This window comes from Sphingomonas sp. PEI4 (assembly GCF_056679955.1).
In genome coordinates this window covers 2,422,380-2,445,407 of sequence record NZ_CM155258.1, presented here as the reverse complement: position 1 = coordinate 2,445,407, position 23,028 = coordinate 2,422,380, and the positions used below count along the sequence as shown (strand labels likewise).

23 protein-coding genes and 1 pseudogene are annotated in these 23,028 nt (G+C 64.9%); 11 read left to right on the top strand and 13 right to left on the bottom strand.

Annotated features, from left to right (window positions below):
- Positions 1 to 71 precede the first annotated feature (71 nt).
- A complete protein-coding gene (locus tag AC1MLZ_RS11210; protein WP_480958526.1) occupies positions 72 to 818 on the top strand; it encodes an SDR family NAD(P)-dependent oxidoreductase in 747 nt (248 codons plus the stop codon).
- Between the two features lie 81 nt (positions 819 to 899).
- Positions 900 to 2,312, top strand: a complete 1,413-nt coding sequence (locus AC1MLZ_RS11205) for an MFS transporter (protein WP_480958525.1) — start codon at positions 900 to 902, stop codon at positions 2,310 to 2,312.
- On the opposite strand, the gene AC1MLZ_RS11200 is transcribed toward AC1MLZ_RS11205, so the two are convergent.
- Positions 2,254 to 2,574, bottom strand: coding sequence for a hypothetical protein (locus AC1MLZ_RS11200; RefSeq protein WP_480958524.1), 321 nt, complete (start codon positions 2,572 to 2,574; stop codon positions 2,254 to 2,256). The two genes, AC1MLZ_RS11205 and AC1MLZ_RS11200, sit on opposite strands and share 59 nt — an antisense overlap.
- A gap of 38 nt (positions 2,575 to 2,612) precedes the next feature.
- A complete protein-coding gene (locus tag AC1MLZ_RS11195; protein WP_480958523.1) occupies positions 2,613 to 3,356 on the bottom strand; it encodes an SDR family NAD(P)-dependent oxidoreductase in 744 nt (247 codons plus the stop codon).
- A gap of 242 nt (positions 3,357 to 3,598) precedes the next feature.
- On the opposite strand from AC1MLZ_RS11195, the gene AC1MLZ_RS11190 reads away from it, so the two are divergent.
- The 4 genes and pseudogenes from AC1MLZ_RS11190 to AC1MLZ_RS11175 all read left to right on the top strand — a co-directional run bounded on the left by AC1MLZ_RS11190 (position 3,599) and on the right by AC1MLZ_RS11175 (position 10,035).
- A complete protein-coding gene (locus AC1MLZ_RS11190) occupies positions 3,599 to 4,510 on the top strand; it encodes a LysR family transcriptional regulator (RefSeq protein WP_480958522.1) in 912 nt (303 codons plus the stop codon).
- 149 nt (positions 4,511 to 4,659) lie between these two features.
- Positions 4,660 to 5,415 carry an SDR family NAD(P)-dependent oxidoreductase gene (locus tag AC1MLZ_RS11185; RefSeq protein ID WP_480958521.1) on the top strand — a complete coding sequence of 252 codons (756 nt, stop codon included), beginning with the start codon at positions 4,660 to 4,662 and terminating at the stop codon, positions 5,413 to 5,415.
- Between the two features lie 373 nt (positions 5,416 to 5,788).
- Positions 5,789 to 8,821 (top strand): TonB-dependent receptor domain-containing protein, encoded by a 3,033-nt coding sequence (locus tag AC1MLZ_RS11180; RefSeq protein WP_480958520.1) that lies wholly within the window; start codon positions 5,789 to 5,791, stop codon positions 8,819 to 8,821.
- Positions 8,822 to 9,403: 582 nt separating this feature from the next.
- Positions 9,404 to 10,035: pseudogene (locus AC1MLZ_RS11175) on the top strand (SDR family oxidoreductase).
- A gap of 370 nt (positions 10,036 to 10,405) precedes the next feature.
- Here AC1MLZ_RS11175 and AC1MLZ_RS11170 read toward each other — a convergent pair.
- Positions 10,406 to 11,035 carry a TlpA family protein disulfide reductase gene (locus AC1MLZ_RS11170; RefSeq protein WP_480958519.1) on the bottom strand — a complete coding sequence of 210 codons (630 nt, stop codon included), beginning with the start codon at positions 11,033 to 11,035 and terminating at the stop codon, positions 10,406 to 10,408.
- Positions 11,036 to 11,051: 16 nt separating this feature from the next.
- Between AC1MLZ_RS11170 and argH the strand changes: the two genes are divergently transcribed.
- Genes argH through AC1MLZ_RS11145 form a run of 5 tightly spaced genes read left to right on the top strand, consistent with a single transcriptional unit; the run spans position 11,052 to position 15,708 of the window.
- Positions 11,052 to 12,434 carry an argininosuccinate lyase gene (argH, locus tag AC1MLZ_RS11165; protein ID WP_480961529.1) on the top strand — a complete coding sequence of 461 codons (1,383 nt, stop codon included), beginning with the start codon at positions 11,052 to 11,054 and terminating at the stop codon, positions 12,432 to 12,434.
- Positions 12,431 to 12,673: a membrane lipoprotein lipid attachment site-containing protein gene (locus tag AC1MLZ_RS11160; protein WP_480958518.1), complete on the top strand. Its 243-nt coding sequence runs from the start codon at positions 12,431 to 12,433 to the stop codon at positions 12,671 to 12,673. The genes argH and AC1MLZ_RS11160 overlap by 4 nt, the downstream gene beginning before the upstream one ends.
- An 11-nt stretch (positions 12,674 to 12,684) precedes the next feature.
- Positions 12,685 to 13,947: a diaminopimelate decarboxylase gene (lysA, locus tag AC1MLZ_RS11155; protein ID WP_480958517.1), complete on the top strand. Its 1,263-nt coding sequence runs from the start codon at positions 12,685 to 12,687 to the stop codon at positions 13,945 to 13,947.
- Complete coding sequence (locus AC1MLZ_RS11150; protein WP_480958516.1) at positions 13,932 to 14,741, top strand: precorrin-2 dehydrogenase/sirohydrochlorin ferrochelatase family protein; 810 nt, start codon at positions 13,932 to 13,934, stop codon at positions 14,739 to 14,741. The genes lysA and AC1MLZ_RS11150 overlap by 16 nt, the downstream gene beginning before the upstream one ends.
- Positions 14,742 to 14,754: 13 nt before the next feature.
- Positions 14,755 to 15,708: a zinc transporter ZntB gene (locus AC1MLZ_RS11145; RefSeq protein WP_480958515.1), complete on the top strand. Its 954-nt coding sequence runs from the start codon at positions 14,755 to 14,757 to the stop codon at positions 15,706 to 15,708.
- A gap of 3 nt (positions 15,709 to 15,711) precedes the next feature.
- Here the strand turns inward: AC1MLZ_RS11145 and AC1MLZ_RS11140 are convergent, their stop codons facing one another.
- The 10 genes from AC1MLZ_RS11140 to AC1MLZ_RS11095 all read right to left on the bottom strand — a co-directional run bounded on the left by AC1MLZ_RS11140 (position 15,712) and on the right by AC1MLZ_RS11095 (position 23,017).
- On the bottom strand, positions 15,712 to 16,125 hold the full coding sequence (locus AC1MLZ_RS11140; RefSeq protein ID WP_480958514.1) for a flagellar export chaperone FliS: 414 nt from the start codon (positions 16,123 to 16,125) through the stop codon (positions 15,712 to 15,714).
- Entirely contained in the window at positions 16,107 to 17,558 is a 1,452-nt protein-coding gene (fliD, locus tag AC1MLZ_RS11135; RefSeq protein ID WP_480958513.1) for a flagellar filament capping protein FliD, read from the bottom strand. The genes AC1MLZ_RS11140 and fliD overlap by 19 nt, the downstream gene beginning before the upstream one ends.
- A 57-nt stretch (positions 17,559 to 17,615) precedes the next feature.
- Positions 17,616 to 18,758, bottom strand: coding sequence for a flagellar type III secretion system protein FlhB (flhB, locus tag AC1MLZ_RS11130; protein WP_480958512.1), 1,143 nt, complete (start codon positions 18,756 to 18,758; stop codon positions 17,616 to 17,618).
- Positions 18,758 to 19,531 (bottom strand): flagellar biosynthetic protein FliR, encoded by a 774-nt coding sequence (gene fliR / locus AC1MLZ_RS11125; protein WP_480958511.1) that lies wholly within the window; start codon positions 19,529 to 19,531, stop codon positions 18,758 to 18,760. Before fliR ends, flhB begins: the two co-directional genes overlap by 1 nt.
- Positions 19,532 to 19,654: 123 nt before the next feature.
- Positions 19,655 to 19,924 carry a flagellar biosynthesis protein FliQ gene (fliQ, locus tag AC1MLZ_RS11120; RefSeq protein WP_055874447.1) on the bottom strand — a complete coding sequence of 90 codons (270 nt, stop codon included), beginning with the start codon at positions 19,922 to 19,924 and terminating at the stop codon, positions 19,655 to 19,657.
- Between the two features lie 4 nt (positions 19,925 to 19,928).
- Positions 19,929 to 20,675: a flagellar type III secretion system pore protein FliP gene (gene fliP, locus AC1MLZ_RS11115; protein ID WP_480961528.1), complete on the bottom strand. Its 747-nt coding sequence runs from the start codon at positions 20,673 to 20,675 to the stop codon at positions 19,929 to 19,931.
- A 200-nt stretch (positions 20,676 to 20,875) separates the two neighbouring features.
- Positions 20,876 to 21,130 carry a flagellar biosynthetic protein FliO gene (locus AC1MLZ_RS11110; protein ID WP_055874442.1) on the bottom strand — a complete coding sequence of 85 codons (255 nt, stop codon included), beginning with the start codon at positions 21,128 to 21,130 and terminating at the stop codon, positions 20,876 to 20,878.
- Positions 21,131 to 21,134: 4 nt separating this feature from the next.
- A complete protein-coding gene (gene fliN / locus AC1MLZ_RS11105; RefSeq protein WP_480958510.1) occupies positions 21,135 to 21,437 on the bottom strand; it encodes a flagellar motor switch protein FliN in 303 nt (100 codons plus the stop codon).
- Entirely contained in the window at positions 21,434 to 22,396 is a 963-nt protein-coding gene (locus AC1MLZ_RS11100; RefSeq protein WP_480958509.1) for a flagellar motor switch protein FliM, read from the bottom strand. The genes fliN and AC1MLZ_RS11100 overlap by 4 nt, the downstream gene beginning before the upstream one ends.
- Before the next feature lie 3 nt (positions 22,397 to 22,399).
- Positions 22,400 to 23,017: a flagellar basal body-associated FliL family protein gene (locus tag AC1MLZ_RS11095; RefSeq protein WP_480958508.1), complete on the bottom strand. Its 618-nt coding sequence runs from the start codon at positions 23,015 to 23,017 to the stop codon at positions 22,400 to 22,402.
- Between the last annotated feature and the right edge of the window lie 11 nt (positions 23,018 to 23,028).

Sequence of the window (23,028 nt, the reverse complement as noted above, 5' to 3'; positions counted from 1 at the left end):
GTCCACCATCTGGGGAGGCGAGCGAGCGACACCGTCGTTCGCCACATTCCATTCCCAACAAGGACATTCCCATGCGTTTGAACGGAAAAGTCGCCATCGTAACCGGCGCCTCGAGCGGCATCGGCTCCGGCATCGCCAAGGCCTTTGGCGCGGAGGGCGCGGTCGTCATCGTCAACTATCGGAACGGCAAGGACAGCGCCGACGCGGTGGTCGCGTCGATCGAGGCGGCAGGTGGCACCGCGGTCGCCGTCCAGGCGGATATGTCCAAGTCGGCTGACGTCGTCCGGCTGTTCGATACGGTCGTTGCGGACCACGGCAAGGTCGACGTGCTCGTTAACAACGCCGGCGTAGCGGTCTTCGAGATGGTCGCCGACATGACGGAGGAGGCGTTCCACCAGCAGTTCGACGTCAACGTGCTGGGCTATTTCCTGGCGACCCGCGAAGCGGTGAAGCATTTCGGCGAGGCCGGTGGCAGCATCGTCAACATCAGCTCGATCCTCAGCACGCACCCTTCCGCCGGCGGCACCGTCTATTCCGCAACGAAGGGCGCGGTCGACAACATGACTTACGGCCTGGCGCGCGAACTGGGGCCGCGTAACATCCGGGTGAATGCGATCATGCCGGGCTACACCAACACGCCGGCGACCGATGGCAAGTTCGCGGGCGATCTGCGCGATCGGCTGCTGGCGGAAACGCCGCTCGGACGCGTGGGTGAACCTGAGGACATCGCCCCGATGGCGGTCTTCCTGGCATCGGATGATTCCCACTGGATCAGCGGCGAATCCATCCGCGTCACCGGCGGCGCGCGCGGGCTCTAACGTCGAAGGCCGGGGGCGAAAGTCCCCGGCTTCTACCTGCCTTGCCCGGCTGAAACGCCGCGACCCATTGGATACAGCATCATGCCAAGCCTAACCCGCGCGCGCGCTCCCGCGCTCGCGGTATGGATCGTCCTTGCGGCGCAACTCATGCTCGCGATGGATTTCCTGATCGTCGTCGTCGCGCTGCCGCGTATCCAGCAAGATCTGGGCTTCAGTCCTGCCGGATTGACGTGGGTGCCCAATGCGTTCGGCCTGGCGTTCGGTGGCCTGCTCCTGCTCGGGGGCAGGCTCGGCGATATGATCGGGCAGGTTCGTGCCTTCCGGATCGGGCTCATCGTCTTCGTCGTCGCCTCTCTCATCGGTGGGCTGGCCCAGGCCCCTTCGATCCTGATCGCGGCACGCGTGGTGCAGGGTGTCGGCGCAGCGCTGGCCGCGCCGAGCGTCCTTGCGCTCGTCATGGTAATGGCACGAGACGGGGCGGAAAGGGCGCGGGGTCTCTCGCTGTTCACCGCGGTGTCCTCGATCGGCGCGTCCGCTGGGCTGATCCTCGGCGGGGTGTTGACCGACTATCTTTCGTGGCGCTGGGCGCTGCTGATCAACGTGCCGGTCGGGATCCTGGTGGTGACCGCGATCAGTCGTCTGGTCGAGGAGACGCATCCCAAGCCGGCGCGGCTCGATGTCCCTGGTGCGTTGACCGCCACGTTCGGCGCGGTCGCCCTGGTCTACGGGTTCATCAGCGCGGCCGACAAAGGCTGGGCGACGGCAGGCACGGTTGTCTCTTTCGTCAGTGCCGCAATCCTGCTGATCGCTTTCTTCCGGATCGAGAAGCGCCACCCGGCGCCTTTGCTCGACCTGCGGCTGTTACACGACCGATCGCGGCTCGGCGGCCTCGCGGTGATGGCGCTGATCGTTGGCGTGCACTTCGCGGTGCTGTTCCTGCTCGTGCAATATCTCGAGCGTGTGCTGGGCTGGACGCCGCTTGCCGCTGGCCTCGGCTACATGCCGCTCACCATCACGGTCTACGCGATCAGCGCGTTCGCGCCGCGGTTGATCACGACTTTCGGCGCCCGCGCGCTGCTGGTTGCGGGAAGCGGCATCGTGGCGGTCAGTCTGGCGGGGTTTGCACTGCTGGGCGAGAGCAGCCATTATTTCCCGGACGTGCTCGTTCCGTTGCTCATCCATGCGGTCGGCATCGCCTTCATCTTCGCGCCCGGAACCGTCGCCATCCTGCACAATGTACCAGAGGAGCATGCCGGCACCGCCTCGGGCCTGTTGCAGATGGACCAGCAGATCGGCGGTGCGCTCGGGATCGCGGCGATCACCTCGATCTACGCCTTCGCCGCGGTGCCTGGGCGGTTTGCCTCCGGGCTGCCGGCGGCGTTTGCAGGGGGCGCGGTGATCGCCCTCGTCGCGGCCGTCATCGCGTGGTGCAGCATCAGCGGGCCACGAGACCGCGCTCGACGATATGAAGCGCCGTCGCGATCGTCCACGTGACCGAGGCTTGATCGATCGCGGCGTGGACCGGCGACGACGCCATCTCGGTGGTCACGCCGGTCGCGGCGCGATGCCCCGCCTCGGCAGACTCCCAGACGAGCATGTCGACGACGAACCCGTCCTCCCGATCGCAAATATGGCGGGAGACGAAGCCGGGCTGGATCGCGAGCCAGCGATCGATGTCGGCGTTCGCGGCGATGAAGTCCGCCATCGTCAGGCCGCTCGACAGACGGAAGGTGGTGATCTCGATTGCGCGGGGCATGGGCGTATCCTTGTTTAGTGTGTCGGCGCGATTTGAGATCAGACGACGTAGCCGCCCGCGACCTCGATCGTCTGCGCGTTGATCCAGGCGCTGTCCTCGGAGAGCAGGCCGGCAACCACCCGGCCCACATCATCCGGCTCGCCGACCCGGCCAAGCGCGGTTTGCCCGGCCAGCAGCGCTTCGAACTCGTCGTTCAATCCACCGCCGAGTTCGGTACGGATCGGACCCGGCGACACCGCATTGGCGCGGATGCGGCGGTCGCCGAACTCCTTGGCCATGTAGCGGGTCAGCACCTCGAGCCCGCCCTTGAACGCCGCATAGGGGGCGACGCCGGCGGTGGCGACACGGGTGGTCGCGCTGGTGACGTTCACGATCGCGCCGCCATCGGCCATCAGCGGCAGGAGCGCCTGCGTCAGGAAGATGGGACCCTTGAGGTGGACGGCGAACAGGCCGTCGAACTCGTCCTCGGTAACCGTGGCAATCGACTTGAAGAGGCCATAACCGGCATTGTTGACGAGATGGTCGAAGGTCGTGCGGCCCCAGGTCTGGGCGAGCGCCATCACGACCGCCTGCTTGAATTCGGGAAAGGACGCCGTGTCCGAAACGTCGAGCTTCAAGGCAACGGCCTTGCCGCCGTTCGCTTCGATCGCCCGCACGACCGCGTCTGCGCCTTCGGGATGGCTGTTGTAGGTCAGGATGACGCCGCTACCACGCGCTGCGCACTGTAGCGCCGTGCTCCGCCCGAGGCCGCGGCTTCCGCCGGTGATGATTGCGATGGTCATTGTTCGTCTCCGCGTGTTGCTGAGAGACGTCTACGGGATGGGTGGCCTTCGCGACTGCCCGTGTTCCTACCGTGATCATGCCTATTCCTGCTCGATGACGCCGGATCGGGCATCGTACGCGCCGAAACCACGGCGTCGCCCAGTGCATCGTGCCATCTGCGGGTAGTATGGTCGCCTGTATGATCCTAATCAGCGGGTGCCGGGCAGCTTTGAGCGCCTCTGCCTCGCCAAGGACCCTGCCTTTGGACCAACTCCTCGCCATGCGGGTCTTCGTCCGGATTTCGGACGCCGGATCATTTGCCAAGGCGGCAGACTCGCTCGACCTGCCGCGTTCGTCCGTCAGCAAATTGTTGCAGGACCTCGAGCGGCATCTGCGGACGAAGCTGGTCGAGCGCAACACGCGCGGGCTTACGATCACGCCGGAAGGGGAGGCGTACCGGGATCACGCCGTGCGGTTGCTTGCCGAGCTGGACGACATGGACGCGACTGCCGCCGGCACGCAGGCGGTCCCGCGTGGGAGATTGCGCGTCGATGTCGGCTCCTCGCTCGCAAACCTCGTCCTCATCCCGCAGCTGCCCGACTTTCGTGCGCGGTATCCCGAGGTCGACCTGTTCCTCGGCGTTAGCGACCGGCCGGTCGACTTGGTCGGCGAGGGCGTCGACTGCGTTATCCGGGGCGGCGAACTGCCGGACAGTTCGCTGATCGCGCGGCGGCTTTGCACGCTGAACTCCGTGACCTGCGCAACGCCCGCTTATCTGGCGGCGAACGGCGTCCCGACCCATCCGCGAGAGCTGGAGATCAATCATTTAGCCGTCACCTATCTCTTCCCGCAGACGGGCAAGTCTTTGCCGCTGCACTACAGCCGGGGTGCGGACGCCTATGAGGTCAACCCGCGATCCGCGGTGAGCGTCAGCGAGAGTACCGCGCATACTAATGCGGTGCTCGCCGGGCTGGGGATCGGGCAGATCTTCGATTTCAGCGCGCGCCGTCACCTCGACGAGGGCAGGCTGGTTGCCGTCCTGGAGGATTGGCGCCAACCGATGCTTCCGATCCACCTCGTCTACCCGGCGACGCGCCACCCGAGCGCCAAGCTCAGGGTATTCGCCGACTGGGCGGTAGAGGTTTTCGTGCGTGAGAATGCCGCATTCGCGTGAACGATGGCCCGTGTCGGCCAACCATCCACAGGGGTGGATGATGTCTCTACCGTGACGCGCTTCTGGCCGGTCTAGGCCCCGCCTATTTGGGTGTCAGGACGTCGACCCGACCTACCGGGCCTGCCCTTCAGCCACCACGGAGACCAACCATGTCAGACCGGCTCGACGGCAAGATTGCCGTCATCACAGGCGCCACCAGCGGCATCGGCCTTGCCACCGCCAAGCTCTTTGCGGCCGAAGGCGCGCATGTCTTCATCACGGGGCGTCGCCCAGAGGCGTTGCGCGCGGCAGAGGTCGAAATCGGCGGCAACGTCACCGGTATCCAGGCGGATTCATCGAACGCCGACGATCTCGATCGGCTCTTCGAACAGGTCCGGAACGATGCCGGACGCATCGACGTCCTGTACGCCAATGCGGGCGGCGGTGGCATGCTGCCGCTCGGCCAGATCACCGAGGAGCATGTCGACGACATCTTCGGCCGCAACGTGAAAGCGGTGATCTTCACGGTCCAGAAGGCGCTTCCGCTGCTGGTGAAGGGCTCGTCGATCATCCTCGCCGGTTCGAGCGCCAGCATCGAGGGTTCGGCCGCGTTCAGCGTTTATTCCGCGTCCAAGGCAGCGGTCCGCAACCTTGCGCGCAGCTGGATCCTCGATCTCAAGGAGGTGGGCGTCCGCGTGAACGTGTTGAGCCCAGGGCCGGTCAAGACCCCGTTCCTGCTCGGATTTGCGGGAGACGACACCGTGCAGCAGCAGGGCATGCTCGACTTTCTCGCGACGCGCATCCCGCTCGGCCGGGTCGGCGAATCCGAAGAAATCGCCAAGGCCGCCCTCTTCCTTGCGTCCGGCGATTCCAGCTTCGTCAACGGCACCGAACTCTTTGCCGATGGCGGTCAGGCGCAGGTCTGAACGTCTGCGGAGCGTGGCCATCGCGCCATTCTCCGCATCATGACGCGGCGAACGGGTCGCGTTTCGAGCAGGAGGACGAGCGATGGCGTATGAGGAAGAAGCTGCCCCAACATAAGGCATTGTTTGCGAGTTATATTATTACAAGGCTTTGGCGGCCGATGATCATGTCATCTGATAGTAAGAATATGAGACAGAGGTAGTGCCATATTAGTCACAAGATGACAGAAACGTCATACTTTCATGCGTAAGCCTTTACAGCCATCGAGCACGGCTCCAACCGAGCGGACATGTTCCGAACCGGCATAGTTGCAGTTCGGAAACCTATCGCAGCCAGCCGCATAGCGGCCGTTGCGGTCCTATTGGGGGATTCCACTTGGTTGCTACCGCTCGCTTTACATCGAAGACGCTGCTGCTCGCCGCGGCCGCACCCTTTGTGCTCGTATTGTCCACCACGGCGAGCTTCGCGCAGGATGCTACCGGAGCATCGGAACCGCAAAAGACCGTTTCCCCAGAAACCGCGCCAGCCCCAGAAGATGCAGGCGATGATATCGTCGTTACCGGATCACTGTTCCGCGGTGCCGATACCGGACCTTCGCCAGTAACAACGCTGACGGCAGCGACGCTTCAGCAGCGCGGCATCAATACGGCTGCGGAGGCCGTGCAGCGACTGACCGCGAACGGCGCCGGCACGATCAGCCAAGGCTGGAATACCGGTAGCAACTTCGCAACAGGCGCGACGGCAGCATCGCTGCGCGGTCTGTCCGTGCAGTCGACGCTGACGTTGTTCGACGGACTGCGGATGGCACCGTATCCGCTCGCCGACGACGGTCAGCGCAACTTCGTCGACATGAATACGATCCCGAGCTCGCTCGTCGACCGCATCGAAGTTCTGAAGGACGGAGCGTCTTCGACCTATGGCGCGGATGCGGTTGCCGGCGTCATCAACGTCATCATGAAGAAGCAGATCGAGGGCCTTCACCTGAATGGCTCCGCGGGCATCTCGGATCGCGGCGATGGTGCCGAACAGCGCCTCGACGCGACGTGGGGCTATGGCGACCTCGCCACCCAGGGCTTCAACTTCTACGTCAACGGCGAGTACCAGAAAACCGAGGCGGTAAACGCGCGCGATCGGGGCTATCCGTTCAATTCGTCGGATCTCAGCCGCATCTGCAACGACGCAGGCAGCTGCATCGCGCAGCCCGCTGGCGCTCGCAACTTCTTCAACGCGGACGGCACCTATTCCGGTCTCGCATCTACGACGGTAGCGATGGTACGTCCCGTCGATCCTACGGGCGAGGCTCTGGGCCGGTACAATATCCTCAACGCCGCCGATGGATGCCGCGATCTGAATCCGGTGACGGTTCTGCCCGGGCAGAGTCCGACAGCAGGCTCGGTCGTCTGCCAGCAAGATTTCCGTAAGCAGTATCTTCAGGTCTTGCCGCAGCAGGAGCGCTACGGATTCTCAGGGCGGTTTACGGCCAATGTCGGCGACAACGCGCAGGCCTATGTGTCCGGCAATTACTACCGGACCAACACCTTCACGCAGATCAGCCCGCTCGGCTTCAACAATCAGACCACGCCGCCAGGCTCGGTTCTGCTCGATCCACTGTATCTGCCGGCCTATGTCTGCGCCGGCGGTGTAGGCTCGCTGACCATGCTCGACACGGGTTGTAACGCGGGTAACGGCGTTCTCAATCCCAACAATCCTTTCGCGGCCAGCGGTGGCCGTGCCCAGCTGCTGAGCCTGTACGACCGTCCGCGTACGATCGAGACGAATTCGCGTGCGTTGCGGCTCGCGGCCGGCATCACCGGTACATTCGGTGATGACTGGAAGTATAGCGGTGACTTCACGGCGTCGAACACGCAGCTCGACGTGATCCAGAAGAACTATCTGATCCCGCAGCGGCTCATGGACGTGATCGCGCGTGGGACATATGATTTCGTAAACCCAGGCAACAATTCGGAAGCGATCCGCAACTATATCTCGCCTGAGAACCGTACGCGCTCGACGGCCGACTTGTGGCAGGTCCAGGGCACTCTCTCGAAGTCGCTGTTCACGTTGCCAGGCGGCCCATTGCAGGTCGCTATTGGCGCGGCCTACCGCAAGGAGTCGATCGACAACCCAAGCGCCAACCCGCAGAACGACGCGCATCCGTATGACCGCTATTACGGCGTCAATTCGGTCGGTGCAGTCGGCAGCCGCAACGTGAAGTCGGCATTCTTCGAAATTAATGCGCCGGTCCTCGATCAGCTCGTGATCAACGGATCGGGTCGTTACGACGATTACTCGTCGGGCCAGAGCAACTTCTCGCCAAAGATCGGCGCGAAATTCTCGCCGATCCAGCAGTTCTCGGTCCGTGGTACCTTCTCGAAAGGCTTCCGCATCCCGAGCTTCAACGAAGCCAACGGTCTGCCGACCACAGGCTATGTGACGCGCTCCCTCGATCCGCGCATTCCTGCGCAGGCAGCGTTCATCGCGGCGCACGGCGGCAACTCTTACGCAACGGGTCAGTTCTCGCTCGGCAACACGTCGACGGGCAACCCGGACCTGGATCCGGAGAAGTCGACCAGCTGGACGCTAGGCGCGATCTTCGAGCCGACCTCGAGGATCAACTTCACCGTCGATTACTTCAACATCAAGGTGAAGGGCATCATCAATCCCGCGAGCTCCGCGCGTGCGTTCGCGCAATATTATGCGAATAATGGCGTCGTGAACCTTCCGGGCGTAGTTGTACGGCCGGGTCTGGCTGACAACGACAATCCTGCTGCATTGCCGCAGATCGGCTTCATCGAGGTCTCGTATCAGAACGCCGACGAACAGCGCGTGTCGGGTATCGATTTCGGCGCCAATGCCCGCTTCCCGATCGGCGACAACGTAACGTTCAGCACCTCGGCTGACGCGTCGTACCTGCTCAAGTTCGAGAAACAGACCGCAGACGGTGACGTCGAGCGTTATGACGGCACGCTCAGCCCCTGCAACAACACGTCCTGCTCGGGTTCGCCCAAGTGGCGCGCAACGTGGCAGAATACGCTCGAGGTCGGTGCGGCAACACTCTCGGCTACTGCCTATTACACTGGCGGCTATGACCTCGCTTCGACCGATGCTTCCAACGGCTACAGCGGCGTCAAAGGCGATTGCGAAGCCAGCATCGGGTCGTCGGTCGTGACGTATCAGGACGGAACGCCGGTATTGTGCAATGCAAAGGCAACGTGGAACTTGGACATGACGGCGACGGTCAAGGTCAACGACCGTTTCACGCTGTACACCAACGTGCTCAACATCCTCGACATCAAGCCCCCGTTCGATCCGAGCGGCGGTTACAGCATCAACCAGTATAACCCTGCCTGGACGACCGGCAACATCATGGGTCGCTTCATTCGGGTCGGCGCACGCGTCGACTTCTAACGGGACGAAATAAGGCAGCTCCCCCGGGAGCTGCCTTTCCAGAAGCAGGACATGTGCGCTTTTCCCAACTGGCGACCTTCGCGAAGGGGGTAGCCGGAGGTTAAAGCGGTCACATTGCGGAAATGAACGAGCGACCGAAGTCAGGACGTGGTCACGACACCGGTCAATCGCTTGCCCGGCGCGGCGATGCCGCAACGTACAGATCTGCGTACCGGTGACCGAAAGAGCGCTGATGATCGTGCCGAACAGGAACGACAACAGCTGGCAGGGCAGCCCGGCCTATTGCCGGAATGGAGCGGATCGGGGCTTCGGATAGGCGCTGATAGGCGGACATCGGCTCGCGCGAAAGGACTCGACGGGATGATCCGGCCGTCGAGGCTGCTTGCCATCTGGCAGATCGCATGAGGCTTGGTCATGCGGACACTCCCTCTTCGCGAGGCGCGAGATAGCGCAAGCAACCAGATTGTTGCCCCCAATCGTGTTGAAGCCTCCGGGATCACCGATGAAGCAGGCTCAGAGTGCACAAAAGCAGGGGCAGTTGAAACGGCCGCACTGCTCCGTTGAGCTTCGTTCACGGAATGAATGGCAGGACGCATCGTTCTGACATTGAGCGTCGGCGACGATTGCCGCTGCGACATATCTCGCAGTGCCGACGTGAAGCGCGCGCTTGAAGAAACGGTGGCGGCATTTGGCGGCATCGACATTGCCTTTAACAATGCGGGTGTTGAGCAAGCAAATGTCCGCTTGCCGAGTTGGACGAGGGCGAATGGGACACGTTGGTTGGCGTCGACCTTACCGGTGTCTTTAACTGCATGAAGGCGCAGATTCGGTTGCTAAAGGCCCGCGGTGGCGGGGTAATCGTCAACACCTCCTCGGGCGCCGGTATCGTCGGCATAGCGGAGCAGGCCGCCTATGTGGCAATCAAGCACGGCGTGATCGGCATGACTAAGTCGGTGGCGCTGGAAGTGATCAAGGACAACATTCGTGTCAACGCCATCTGCCCCGGTATCATCGAAACGCCGATGATCGTTGATCGCGTGTCGGGTGGCACGGACGAGGGGCGGGCGGAGATGGTCAAGCAGGAGCCGATCGGCCGCATGGGCAAGCCGGAAGAGATCGCGCAGGCCGTGCTGTACATGTGCTCCGAACCAGCTGCGTTCATGGTGAGCCACGCCATGGTGGTCGATGGCGGTCAGACGGTGGGATTGCGCTGATAAACGTACACGGTGCCATCGCGGCGGTAGGGTTGCCGCCAGATCATGGATGCGCATTGCCAGCGGTGTCTGGTCCGGCTGGTGGGAGATGTAGCGCACCGACGGCTGCTCGACGCCCAACGCCGAGCAACTGCGCCGTTCGCTTACAGCATGGAACGTCTGAACGCACACGACGAGCTCGCGTCGCCGTCTAGGCGTCAGGATCGTATCCGGTCACCACGGGGCGGCATTCGGTTCGTCGTGTTTCCACGGTTTCCGATGTTGTTTACACCCCCGGGATCGCAACACGGGCTAAGGCGGTGTGCCGGTCCGCCATCAACCTTTGGCTCGTCACCAAGGCGGGCCGGCACATTTTTTGCCTGCGCGAGGCCTACGCCGCTTCCGCGATCAGCTTGGCAGCCTCTGTAGTGTTCCATTCATAGCCGCCGGTCATCCGCCACACTTCCTTGCCCGCCGAATCGTACAGGATCGTGGTTGGCAGGTTCGCCTGATAGGCGAGGCTGAGCCCAAGCTTCGGATCGAGATACGGCTGCAGGGTCGAGAACCTCTTCCCGGCGAAGAACGGCGTGACCTTCTCCGCGCCCTGCATGTCCTGGCTGACTGCGATCACCTGAACCTTGCCCTCAAGCGACTTTGCGGCGGCATCGAGCGTCGGCATCTCGGCGACGCACGGCGCGCACCAGGTCGCCCACAGGTTGAGCAGCAGCGGCTTGCCCTTGAACGTCGCGAGCGTGACGGACTTGCCGTCAGGGGCGGTGAAGGCGACGGTCGGGCCAGTCTCGCCCTTGTGGCTGCGATCGAGCTTGTCGGCGTTGGACGTGGGGCCGGTCGCTTCGTCGGGAGCGGGGCCGGACGCAACCTCGTCGGCGGACACGGTGTTCGCCGCGACGACGTTTGCTTGCTCCGGCGCGGGCGATTTCCTATCGCAGCCGGCGACCAGCAGGCCCATCCCCATCACGGCGGCGATCGGTAGCGAATTGAACACAGGACGCGAGAACATGGACGGTTCCAATTCGATGTGGGGTGGGCGGTTCGCCGAGGGGCCAGCGGCGGTCATGCGCGAGATAAACGCCTCCATTCCCTTCGACAAGCGGCTCTGGCAGCAGGATATTGCCGGCTCGAAGGCGCATGTCGCGATGCTCGGCCAGCAGGGCATCGTTTCGGCGGAGGACGCCGCGACGATCTCCGCCGGGCTCGATACGGTGGCGGCGCATTATGCCGAGCACGGTGTCGAGGAGGATCTGGTCCTCGAGGATATCCATATGCAGACCGAGGCGCGGCTGGCGGACGCGATCGGGCCGGTCGCGGGCCGGCTTCATACCGCGCGCTCGCGCAACGATCAGGTCGCGACCGATTTCCGGCTCTGGGTGCGCGACGCGATCGATCAGGCGCTGGCGGCGCTCGCCGGGTTCCAGGCTGCGTTGCTGGTGCGCGCAGAAGAGCATGCGGCGAGCGTGATGCCGGGCTTTACGCATCTCCAGTCCGCCCAGCCGGTGACGCTCGGGCACCACCTGATGGCGTATCACGCGATGATCTCGCGCGACGTCGGGCGGTTCGCGGATGCGCGCGCGCGGATGAACCGCTCGCCGCTCGGGTCTGCCGCGCTTGCCGGCACGGGCTTTCCGATCGACCGCGGGATGACGGCGGCGGCGCTCGGCTTCGACGGGCCGATGACCAATTCGCTCGACGGTGTCAGCGACCGCGACTTCGCAATCGAATATCTGACCGCCGCGACGCAGACCTCGCTCCATCTGTCGCGGCTCGCCGAGGAGTTCGTGCTGTGGGCGTCGCAGCCGTTCGGCTTCGTCGCGCTCAGCGATCAATGGTCGACCGGCAGCTCGATCATGCCGCAGAAGCGCAATCCCGATGCCGCCGAGCTCGTGCGCGGGCATGCGGGACGTATCCTCGGCTGCATGACCGCGCTGATGGTGACGATGAAGGGCCTGCCGCTCGCCTATTCGAAGGACATGCAGGACGACAAGCCGCCGGTGTTCGAGGCGCACGACCTGCTCGCGTTGTCGATTGCGGCGATGACCGGGATGGTCGAGAGCGCGACGTTCCGCACCGATCGGATGCGCGGGCTGGCGGAAAGCGGCTTTGCGACCGCGACCGATCTGGCCGACTGGCTGGTGCGCGAGGCGGGGCTGCCGTTCCGCGAGGCGCATCATGTGACGGGGCGTGCTGTGAAGCTGGCGGAGGAGCGCAAGGTTGCGCTCGATGCGCTGCCGATCGACGACCTCAAGGCAATCGATGCGCGGATCGACGAACGCGTGTACGGCGTGCTCTCGGTCGATGCGTCGGTCGCCAGCCGGACCAGCTTCGGCGGCACGGCGCCCGACAATGTGCGCGCTGCGATCCGTGCGGCGCGTGCCGAGACGGCGGGGGGAGAAACGGCATGAAACGGTTTTTTGCAATCGCGGGATTGGCGCTGGCCCTGTCGGGCTGCGGCGCAGCGGACGGGCTCGTCCCGGCGGAAGGCAAAACGCTTCCAATCGCGCCCTATGGAGCGAAAACGCCGCCGACTCCTGCGCAGTTGCTCACCCCCACCACCCAGCAACGCCCGCAGCGCAGCGACGAGCTGCTCACCACGTCCCAGCCGCGCCGCAGCGACGAGTTCGACCTGCCGCCGCCGAATTGAAGACCTGAACCATGGATCATTTCGCCTATCGTGACGGTGTCATGCACGCCGAGGACGTCGCCCTGCCGGCGATCGCCGAGGCCGTCGGTACGCCCGTCTACGTCTATTCGACCGCCACCTTCCGCCGCCACGCGCAGGTGTTTCGCGACGCGCTGAAGGGCGCCGGGCGCGTCCATCTGGCCTATGCGATCAAGGCCAACCCCAATGTCGCGGTGCTGCGCGTCCTCGCCGACGAGGGTTATGGCGCCGACGTGGTTTCGGCGGGCGAGATGCAGCGCGCGCTGGCAGCGGGCATCCCGGCGTCGGACATCGTGTTCTCGGGTGTCGGCAAGACGCGTCGCGAGCTGGCGCAGGCGCTCGACGCGGGGATCGGCCAGTTCAATCTCGAACTGGAGGAGGAGGGCGAAGTCCTCGCCGCGCTGGCACATGCTCGTGGCGAGCGCGCGCCAGCGGTGCTGCGGGTGAACCCCGACGTGGACGCCGGCACGCACGCGAAAATCTCGACCGGTCGCAAGGAGAACAAGTTTGGCGTCGCGATCGACCAGGCGGTGGCGATGTTCGACCGCCTGTCGAAGCATGACGGCCTCGACCTGCGCGGCGTTGCGATCCACATCGGCAGCCAGTTAGCGGATCTCGCGCCGCTCGAAGCTGCCTACGCACGGATCGGCGAACTGGTCGCGGAGTTGCGTGCTGCCGGTCATACGATCAGCCGCGTCGATCTCGGCGGCGGTCTCGGCGTGCCGTACAAGCCCGACGACGTGCTGCCGTCGCCTGCCGAATACGGCGCGATGGTCGCACGCGCGACCGCCGGCTGGGACGTCGAACTCATGTTCGAGCCCGGTCGCGTGATCGCGGGCAATGCCGGCGTGCTGCTGACCGAGGTGATCTGGGTGAAGCCGGGCGTCGTGAACCCCTACGTCATCGTCGACGCCGCGATGAACGACCTTGCGCGTGTCGCGATGTACGATGCGTATCACGATTTCGTCGCGGTCGAACCGACCGGCGATCGCATGACCGCCAACATCGCCGGGCCGGTCTGTGAGACCGGCGACACTTTCGCGATGGGGCGCGATATCGACACCGTGAAGTCGGGCGATCTTGGCATCTTCCGTACCGCGGGCGCGTATGGCGCGACGATGGCCTCGACCTACAACAGCCGCGCGCTGGTCCCCGAAGTGCTGGTCGACGGCGACCGGTTCGCCGTGGTTGCCGATCGCATCCACCCTGAGACGATTTTGGCCGCCGAGCGCGTGCCGGAATGGCTGAAGCGGTGACATCGACCGCTACGCTGCCTCCCCCGCTACAAAGCCTGCCGCTGTTCGTGAGGCTGGCGGGGCGCCCGGTGATCCTGCTGGGCGAGGGCGAGGCGGCGGATGCGAAGCGGCGGCTGCTCGATCGTGCGGGCGCGGACGTGGTCGGCGAGGATGCCGCCGCGTCGCTCGCGATCGTCGCGATCGACGACGAAGACGAAGCGCTGGCGGCGGTCGCACGATTGAAGGCGCGCGGCATTCTGGTCAATGCGGTCGATCGTTCCGCGCTGTGCGACTTCACGCTGCCGGCGATCGTCGATCGCGCGCCGGTGCTGATCGCGATCGGCACGAGCGGCGTGTCGGCCGGGCTGGCGGCGGCGTTGCGCCAGCGGCTGGAGGCGCTCATCCCCGCCGATCTGGGCAAGCTCGCACTGGCGTTGCAGGCCGCGCGCGGCGCGTTGCGGACGCGCTGGCCCGACATGGGGGAGCGCCGCCGTGCGCTGGCGACGGCAATGGGGGCGGGCGGCGTGCTCGACCCGCTGTCGCCGGCGCATGACGTCGACGCGTGGCTGACCCCAACCGGCGAGCCCTCTGCAAAGCGGGATGTGGCGATAACCCTCGTCCTGCTGTCCTACGATCCCGAGGACCTGACGTTGCGCCAGGCGCGCGCGCTGGCCAGCGCGGACCGGGTCTATCACCGCCCCGACGTACCTGCGGCGATTCTCGATCGTGCACGCGCCGATGCCGCGCGGCTTTGCGAGGCGATGCCTGCCGATCCCGGCACGGGCCTGTCCGTCGATGTCGCGATGAGCCTGTGAACGAGATGGCCCTGTGAGCGGTTTCGCGTTTCGGATTGTCGACGGGGCAGCGACGCGCGTCGACGTCAAGGAAGCGCTCACCTGCACCGCCGACCTCGTCTGGGTGCACCTGTCGACCACCGCCGAGCATGCCCAGGCCTGGCTCCGCGACGAGGCCAAGCTGCTCGACTATGTCGTCGACGCGCTGACCGCGACCGAGACTCGGCCGCGCTGCGAGGCGGTCGGCGAAGGCGCGTTCCTCAATTTGCGCGGGCGATCGAAGGAGGAACTCGACACCTCCGACCTGCTCGCGTCGGTGCGGATCTGGGCGGTGAAGGGCCGGGTCTATTCCGTTACCCGCAAACCGCTGATCGCGGTCGCCGAAGTCGAGACGATGGTCGAGCGTCACGAAATTCGCGATCCGGGCGACCTGATCGCCGCCTTCGCCACCGCGATCACCACCGATCTCGATCCCGATGTCGCGACGCTCGGCGACGAACTCGACGATTGCGAGGAACAGCTCGACGCCAACCGCGTGTTCGAATTGCGCCGCTCGGTCAGCAAGGTGCGCGGCGCGGCGATCGGCTACAAACGCTTCCTCAGCCCGCAGCGCGCGGCCCTGGAAAAGCTGGCTGCGCTACCCGGCGACTGGCTGGCGGCCGACGACCGACTGCATTTGGCTGCGGCGGCGGATCGCGCCGCGCGGATGGCGGAGGAGCTCGAATCGATCCGCGAACGCTCGGCACTGATCCACGAGACGCTGACCGACCTGCGTGCCGAACAGATCGACAACCGATCGCTGATCATCTCGATTGCGGCGATGGTGTTCCTGCCGCTGACGTTCCTGACCGGCCTGTATGGCATGAACGTGAAGGGCCTGCCTTATGCAGAGGAGCCTTGGGCGTTCGACGTTATCGCCGGAGCCTGCGTGCTGATCGCAGTCGGTGTCGTCGCGTATTTTTCGATGCGACACTGGTTCAAGCGCTAACGCCTACGCGGCGCTCGCGGTCCGCCAGGCCTGTGCGATCTCGTCGAGCATGTCCGCGGAGTCGCGAAACGGTCGCGGGTCGTGGCCGATCGAGGCGTTGACGATGGTCTTCCGAGCCCCGCCATACAGTCGCGCCAGCGTTTCCGAGACCTGCCCGCCTTTCTCGAAATCGAGCCCTGCTTCCAGCGCGAACAGGATCGCGGTGGCGCGCGTGATGCGCTCGCTCTTGACGGAGAATTTGCGGTGCTCGCACGCCCAGGCGGCGGCGCGCAGGGCGGCAACGAGTTCCTTGTAGAGCAGTTGCACGAGGGCCGGGCCGTCCGCGGTTGCGGTGCGGCCGACTGCATCGATCTGGCGGTAGGTTGCGAACGGATCGCGCGCGAGGGTGCTGGCGTAGGTCACGAGCTCTTGTTCCACGCTGCGATCTGGTTGGTGAGGAACGCCTGGGTCGATTTGTACGCGGACACACGCGAATTCATGCTCGCATATTGCTGGGTCAGGCGCGTGGTGAGCTGTGCGGACTGGTCGGTCACCTTGTCCTGCTGCTCGGCGACGTCGGCCACCGCCGCCGTGTACCGCGCGGTCGAGGCGCCGAGGCCCGTCAACGTGTTGGTCGCACTGTTGGTGAGCGCGCTGAGCGTGCCGGACAGGCCGAGGACGTTGGTGGACGACGGCGCGAACATCGATTCGATCGTGTCGGGATACGCCGCCAGCTGCCGGGTGAGCAGCGCGGCATCGACGCGTAGCGTGCCGTCGGTGTTCGTCGCGACGCCGATCTCGGACAGACTGCGTGGAATGCCGATGGTCGCACCGCCGACCAGCGGCTTGGACACCAGTGCCTTCAGCGAACGGAGCAGCGCCGTGGCGGCGGGGTCGGCACGCAGATTGCCGGTGATCGGATCGGTCTGTTCGGTGATCGTCTTCAGCACCTCGTTAAAGGTCGTGACGACATCGTTGACCGCCTGGGTCAGCGCATCGGTCGGCGTGCTGCTGCCCAGCGTGATCGGGACCGTGGACACTGCATTGAGCTGCAATTTGACGCCGTCGACGAGATCGCTGACCGTGTTGCTCGGTCGTTCGACCTCGATCCCGTCGACCGTGAGCAGCGCGTTCTGCGCGGTCGATACCAGGCTGGTCTGGGTCGACCCGCCGCCGATGTCGACCGCGCCGCTGGCACCGTCACCCTGCAATGTGAACGCCTGCGCGGCGCCGGTGCCACCCTTGACCGATAGATAGGCGCCGCCGTTCGCGTCGGTGACGACGGACGCTGTGACGCCGCTCTTTGACGCGTTGATCCCGGCAGCGATCGCGTCGATGCTGCCATCGCCGATCGCGATCGCAATTCCCGTGCCGCCGCCGATCGCCAGGGTCAGCGCACCGGTATCGAGCGAGTCGCCACGTTTCGCGGCGGGCACCGCCATCGTCGTGCGCGCGACCTGCGCGGTGGCAAGGCGCGTGACGCTGACGCTGGCCGACAGGTTCGACAGTTTGGCGCCCGATATGGCGGTCGCGGACAGGACAGCGCTGTTGGAACTGCTTGGCTGCGACTGCAAACTGCCGCTCTTGACGAGGTTGGCGAGCGCGGTGGAAAAGCCGGTCATCGTGCTCTTGAGCGTGCCGACGCCTGAAATCTGCGCGGCGAGCGTGTCGGACTTGGCCTTGAGCGCGGCAGTGCGTGCGGCGAACTGCGCGGTGACCAGCGCGGGAACGAGCGTGCCGGTATCGACCCCCGAGCCGGCGTTCAGCGACGTCAGCAGCGACTGCGTGGCCGCGTTCACCACGCTCTGCGCGTTCGCGGGCGTAGCTGCGGGAGTCGGCGTGGCCGTCGTGCTGGTGGTCGATGTTACCATGGCAAAGTCCCTGCACGTGCGCGCTCAGCTGTAAGAACGGCCGCGCGGCGCGAATGTTTAGGCCTGTTTCTTGCCGTTTTCGTCGAACCGCGCATCCTTTGGCACGGTAACGAACGGCTGGATGGGGCTCGCCGCACCCCCTGCCGCGACGTTCAGCCCGAACACGAACGCCAGCACGGTCGCGATCGCTGTGTACAGGTCGTCGCGGACCTCCTGGCCCTCCTTGCTCGTGTAGTAGACGGCACGCGCGAGCATCGGATATTCGAGGATCGGAACGCGGCCTTCTCCAGCCAGCTCGCGGATCGCCAGCGCAGTGGCACCGCGCCCCTTGGCGACCACCACCGGAACCTGGTCCTTGCCGCGATCGTAGCGCAGCGCGACCGCGAAATGCGTCGGGTTGGTCAGCACGACATGCGCCTCCGCGACCGACTTGCGCAGACCACCGCTCGCCATCGCGCGCATCTTCGCGCGCATCTGGCCCTTCGCCTCGCCATTGCCCTCGGTCGACTTGTGCTCGTCCTTCACCTCCTGTTTCGACATCCGCATCTTGCCGAGCCGGCGGATGATCTGGATCGGCAGGTCGATGCCGGCGATCGCGCACAGCCCGAACGCCATCGCGATCAGGATGCCCTTGAAGATCCCGCCGAGCGTCGACAGCGCCTGGTTGAGATCGGCGGACGAGGCGAGGCCCATCGTCGAATGCGCGGCCTTCCACAGCATCCAGCCGCCGATCGTGCCGAGCAGGATGACTTTCAGCAGCGACTTCCCGAGTTCGATCCAGCCGTTCGCGCCGAACATGCGCTTGAGCCCCGCGGTCGGATCGACGCGGCTGTATTTGGGCGCAAGCAGACCGCCGTTGAAGCCGAGCGAGCCGAGCCCCGCCTGGCTCAGGATCGCGGCGCCGATGCTGACGATGAACAGCGTGACGAGCGACGGCGCAAGCTTGCCGCCGGCTTCCATCAGCGGGCGCCACGGCGAGAAATCCTCGACGTCGGCGTGCGTGAACTGGAAGCTGGAGCTCATGATCGCCTTGCACGCTGAGATCAGCGTCGGGCCGGCGTAGATCAGCCACGCTACCCCGGCGAGCATGCTCAGCGCTGTCGCAAAATCCCGCGACTTGAGGATGTCGCCCTTGTCGACCGCATCCTTCTTGCGCTTGGCGGTTGGTGCTTCTGTCTTGTCACCCGAATCTTCGGACATCAGCCGAGCACCAGGTTTTCGGTGGCGGCGAGGCCTTCGCGGACGATGACGAGCATGTAGTCGCCCATCGTCGGGAACGCGATCGCCAGCGTGACGACGCCGACCGCGAGGCTGGCGGGGAGACCGACCGCGAACAGGTTGAGCGAGGGCGCGGCACGGCTCAGCATGCCGACGACGATGTTGAGACAGAGCAGCAGAAAGCCGACGGGGAGTGCCAGCAACAGTCCGGCGAGAAACGCATAACCGCCGAAGAACGCGATCGCCTTGAGCCGCTCGACGCCGATCCATGCCGCGCCGGGGGGGAGCACGTCGTAGCTCCGGACGATCAGGTCGATCAGGATCAGATGGCCGTCGACCGACAGGAACAACAGGGTGAGCATGATCGAGAAGAACTGGCCGAGCGCGGGGGAGGACTTGCCGTTCTGTGGGTCGATCGAGGAGGCGAAGCCGAGCCCCATCGCGCCGCCGATCACCTCGGCCGCGATCATCGGCGCGGCGAACGAAATCTGCAGCACGAAGCCGAGCGCGAGGCCGACCAGCGCCTCGGCGGCGGCGGAGAGGATGGTGGAGACGGCGAATATCTGTTGCGGCGGCACGATCGGATGCGCGGCGAGCACGAGAAACCCGATCGCGCCCGACAGCGTGACGCGCACGGTGACCGGGACCGAGACGTTGCCGAACACCGGCGCGGCGATGAACGTCGCACCGATCCGGATCATCACGAAGATGAGCGCCCAGAGCTGGGGTTCGATACTGAGCCCAAAACCCAACATCTCAGCTGCCGTTCGTGCCGAGTAGGGACCGAGCGAAGTCGAGGGCCCGTATCGATGTGCCTGTCCCTCGATACGCCTTCTCGACGAGCTCGAAGTCTACTCGGGACGAACGGGACGTTTTGCTCACTTAACCAGATCCGGAATGCGCTCGAAGATCCCGATCGTGAAATCGCTCAGCAGCCCCAGGATCAGGCTCCCGAAGATCAGGATCGACACCGCGACCACGACCAGCTTGGGTACGAACGACAATGTCTGCTCGTTGATCGACGTCGCCGCCTGGATCATGCCGAGGATCAACCCGGCCAGCAGCGCCGGGATCAGGATCGGCGCGCTGGCGAGCGCCAGCACCCACATCGTCTGATTGGCGACGGTCAGAAAATATTGCGCGTCCATGCTCTCAGGTCGCGAACGAGTTGGCGAGGCTGCCCATCGTCAGCGCCCAGCCATCGACCAGCACGAACAACAGGAGCTTGAACGGCATCGAGATGATCGTCGGGCTCAGCATCGCCATGCCGAGCGACATCAGCACGGTCGCGACGACGAGATCGATGACGATGAAAGGGAGGAAGATCAGAAACCCGATCTGGAACGCGGTCTTCAGCTCGGACGTGACGAACGCGGGAAGCAGGACCGAAAACGGGATGTCGGTCGGCGTCGCATACGGCCCAGACTTCGCGATCTGCGCGAACATCGTGACGTCCTTGATCCGCGTCTGCTTCACCATGAACGCATGCAGAGGCACGCCAGCCGTCGTAATCATCTGCGTGCCGGCAAGCTGCCCGGCGGCATAGGGCTGGATCGCGGTCGTGTTGATCTGGCTGATCGTCGGCGCCATGATGAAGAAGCTCAGGAACAGCGACAGGCCGAGCAGCACCTGGTTCGGCGGCGTCTGCTGAAGCCCGAGTGCCTGGCGCAGGATCGCGAGTACGATGATGATACGCGTGAAGCTGGTCATCATCAGCAGGATGCCCGGCAGGACCGTGAGCAGCCCCATGATGATGAGGACTTGCAAGCTGAGCGACAACGAGCCGCTCTGGCCGGTATTGCCCGCGGACTGACCGCCGAGCTGGCCGAGTGCGCGATCGACCGCATCGCCGACGGCTGGGTTGGTCGGGGCGGGGACGGCTTGCGCGAAGGCTGGCATGGCGAGGAAGAGGGCGAGGAGAAGGGCGAGACCTATCCACACTAAGCTGTTTCCTCGCGAACGCGGGGACCCAGGACCAATGAGTGCACCGTTCGTGGCTCCTGGATTCCCGCGTTCGCGGGAAAACGGCTTGGGGGTCGATGCGGCAAACAGCGCAGGGCCGGAGCCCTTGCGCGTAACTGTCGGACGAGCGACCGCGCTCATGCGTCGACCTTGTCGATCAGGTGCACGCCGCCACGGCCGACCGAGACGAGCAGCCGGCGGCCCTCAAAATCGATCACCGCGAGGCGAAGCCCCGGCGAGATCATCATCGTTTCCTTGACGCCGATCAGCCGCGTCGAGGGCTTGCCCGGCATCCGGCTCTCGAACTTGCGCCACAGGTAGAGGCAGCCGAACATCAGTCCGCACACCAATGGCAGCAGGATGACGAGCTTGAGGATATAGGTCCAGAGCATCGAATCAGCCGCGCGCGACGAGAGATTTGTCGGGCGACACGAGTTCTGTCATCCGCACGCCGAAGCGCTCGCCGACCGTCACCACTTCGCCACGCCCGATCAGCGTGCCGTTGACGAACACGTCCAACAACTCGTTGGCTTGGCGATCGAGTTCGATCACGCTGGATTCGCCGAGCGCGAGCAGTTCGCGCAGCGTCAGGCTGGTCGAGCCGATCTCGACGGTCAGCTTGACGTCGACATCCTGGAGCAGCCGGAAATTGGCGGCGACGGCAGCATCTACGGGGAAGCCTCCGGTCATGTCGTTCATGCTGCAAATCCTTCGTCGAAACGGGTAATCGAGGTGAGCTGGATGGCGGCAAAGCCGTTCGATGTGCCGACCGTGCCGCAGCCGAGCCGATTGTTGCCGACCATCACCGGCACGTCGCCCGAGATGGTGATCGGGATCACGTCGCCGGGCTTCAGGTCCATCAGCATCGTCAGCTTGACGACCGGCTCGGCAAGCACCGAGCGGATCGGGAAGCGTATGTTCATCGCGGCCCGCGTCAGCTCGTTGCGCCATGCCGGATCGGGCTCGGCCGACTTGCCGACGACCTTGGCGGTCAGCGACGGCGCGTGCGGCTTCAGCGCGGAGACGGGATAGACCAGGTCGAGGAACACCGGCTTGGCGCTGCCCGCGGCGATGCCGAAGCGCGTGACGATCATCGCGTCCTCGCCGTCGAGATCGGCGATCATCGCCGGGTTCACCTCGACGCGAGTCGGCAGGAAATCGAACCGCGCCATCGGCTCCCATGCGGTCTTCAAGGGCGCGGCGATCATCTGGCCGATCCGCGCGACCATCGCCTCCGCCGCCGGCGAGAACTCGCTCGGCAGCGTATGCGGTGCGGCACCGGTGCCGCCGAAGAACATGTCGAGCATCTCCAGCACGAACTTGCCATCCATGATGCACAGCGCCTGCGCCATCCCCGGCGTCATGATGAGCGGCAGCCACGCGGTCAGCGCATCGCTCCGCTCGGCCCGGTAATCGGTGAAGCGCTGAACCACCAACGGCTCGGCCCAGCAGCGGACTTCCTGGCGGAGCAACGGCTCGAACACGCCGCGCAAACCCCGCGCGAACCGTGCGGAGAGGTGCTGCAACGAATGCAGGTCGCCGAACGGATTGAGCTTGGCCCCGCCCAGCACGCCCTGGTGCAGCACGCCCTCCTTGGGCGCGCCGGAACGATCGCGGTCGCGTCGCTCGCGTGTCTTTGCTGAAGGCTCGTTAACCATGAGTCACTGAACGACGAAACTGGTAAAGTAAACGTTACCGATGCCGCCGAAGCCTTCCTTCTGCTTGAGCGTATCGTTGATCGCTTTCGCCAACCTGACTTGCAGTTGGCGCTTGCCGTCGCTGCTCATCACCTGCTCCTCGGTGGTGTCCCCGAGCGTCATCAGGATGGCCGAACGGACCGCGATATCGTTGGTCTTGAGGTTCGTGATGACCGTATCGTCGTACGGTGTGGACACCGCAATCCCGACCTGGACGAAGTGCACCGAATTCTGGAGGTTCGACATGAAGTCCTTCTCCATCGGGTAGTAGGTCGAGGCGTATTTGTCGCCGCCCTGCCCTTCGGGGGGCTTCATCCCGTGGTTTTCAGGGGCCGCCTCCTCGCCGCCATGGCCTCCGCCTTCGCCACCCTCGGCATGCTTCTGCTCGCTTTTGGGGACGAGCTTGGGCTTGCCGTCGTCGACCTGGGCATGGCCGCCGAACAGTCCGGCGCTGCTGGCATAGACGCCCGCGCCTATGCCGCCGCCGACCAGCACCAGCAGCGCGACGCCACCGATCAGGATCGTCTTCATCTTGCCCTTTTTCTTCGGGGCCGTGTCGGAAGTATCTTTCTTGTCGCTCATGTCAGGGTCCT

Coding starts and splice junctions, on each gene's coding strand:
- AC1MLZ_RS11100 (WP_480958509.1), bottom strand. CDS start 22,396: ATGGTTAACGAGCCTTCAGCAAAGACACGCGAGCGACGCGACCGCGAT.
- AC1MLZ_RS11170 (WP_480958519.1), bottom strand. CDS start 11,035: ATGTTCTCGCGTCCTGTGTTCAATTCGCTACCGATCGCCGCCGTGATG.
- AC1MLZ_RS11195 (WP_480958523.1), bottom strand. CDS start 3,356: ATGACCATCGCAATCATCACCGGCGGAAGCCGCGGCCTCGGGCGGAGC.
- AC1MLZ_RS11205 (WP_480958525.1), top strand. CDS start 900: ATGCCAAGCCTAACCCGCGCGCGCGCTCCCGCGCTCGCGGTATGGATC.
- flhB (WP_480958512.1), bottom strand. CDS start 18,758: ATGTCCGAAGATTCGGGTGACAAGACAGAAGCACCAACCGCCAAGCGC.
- AC1MLZ_RS11150 (WP_480958516.1), top strand. CDS start 13,932: ATGGCTGAAGCGGTGACATCGACCGCTACGCTGCCTCCCCCGCTACAA.
- fliQ (WP_055874447.1), bottom strand. CDS start 19,924: ATGGACGCGCAATATTTTCTGACCGTCGCCAATCAGACGATGTGGGTG.
- fliD (WP_480958513.1), bottom strand. CDS start 17,558: ATGGTAACATCGACCACCAGCACGACGGCCACGCCGACTCCCGCAGCT.
- AC1MLZ_RS11095 (WP_480958508.1), bottom strand. CDS start 23,017: ATGAGCGACAAGAAAGATACTTCCGACACGGCCCCGAAGAAAAAGGGC.
- AC1MLZ_RS11110 (WP_055874442.1), bottom strand. CDS start 21,130: ATGCTCTGGACCTATATCCTCAAGCTCGTCATCCTGCTGCCATTGGTG.
- fliP (WP_480961528.1), bottom strand. CDS start 20,675: ATGCCAGCCTTCGCGCAAGCCGTCCCCGCCCCGACCAACCCAGCCGTC.
- AC1MLZ_RS11160 (WP_480958518.1), top strand. CDS start 12,431: ATGAAACGGTTTTTTGCAATCGCGGGATTGGCGCTGGCCCTGTCGGGC.
- lysA (WP_480958517.1), top strand. CDS start 12,685: ATGGATCATTTCGCCTATCGTGACGGTGTCATGCACGCCGAGGACGTC.
- AC1MLZ_RS11185 (WP_480958521.1), top strand. CDS start 4,660: ATGTCAGACCGGCTCGACGGCAAGATTGCCGTCATCACAGGCGCCACC.
- argH (WP_480961529.1), top strand. CDS start 11,052: ATGTGGGGTGGGCGGTTCGCCGAGGGGCCAGCGGCGGTCATGCGCGAG.
- fliR (WP_480958511.1), bottom strand. CDS start 19,531: ATGTTGGGTTTTGGGCTCAGTATCGAACCCCAGCTCTGGGCGCTCATC.
- AC1MLZ_RS11200 (WP_480958524.1), bottom strand. CDS start 2,574: ATGCCCCGCGCAATCGAGATCACCACCTTCCGTCTGTCGAGCGGCCTG.
- fliN (WP_480958510.1), bottom strand. CDS start 21,437: ATGAACGACATGACCGGAGGCTTCCCCGTAGATGCTGCCGTCGCCGCC.
- AC1MLZ_RS11210 (WP_480958526.1), top strand. CDS start 72: ATGCGTTTGAACGGAAAAGTCGCCATCGTAACCGGCGCCTCGAGCGGC.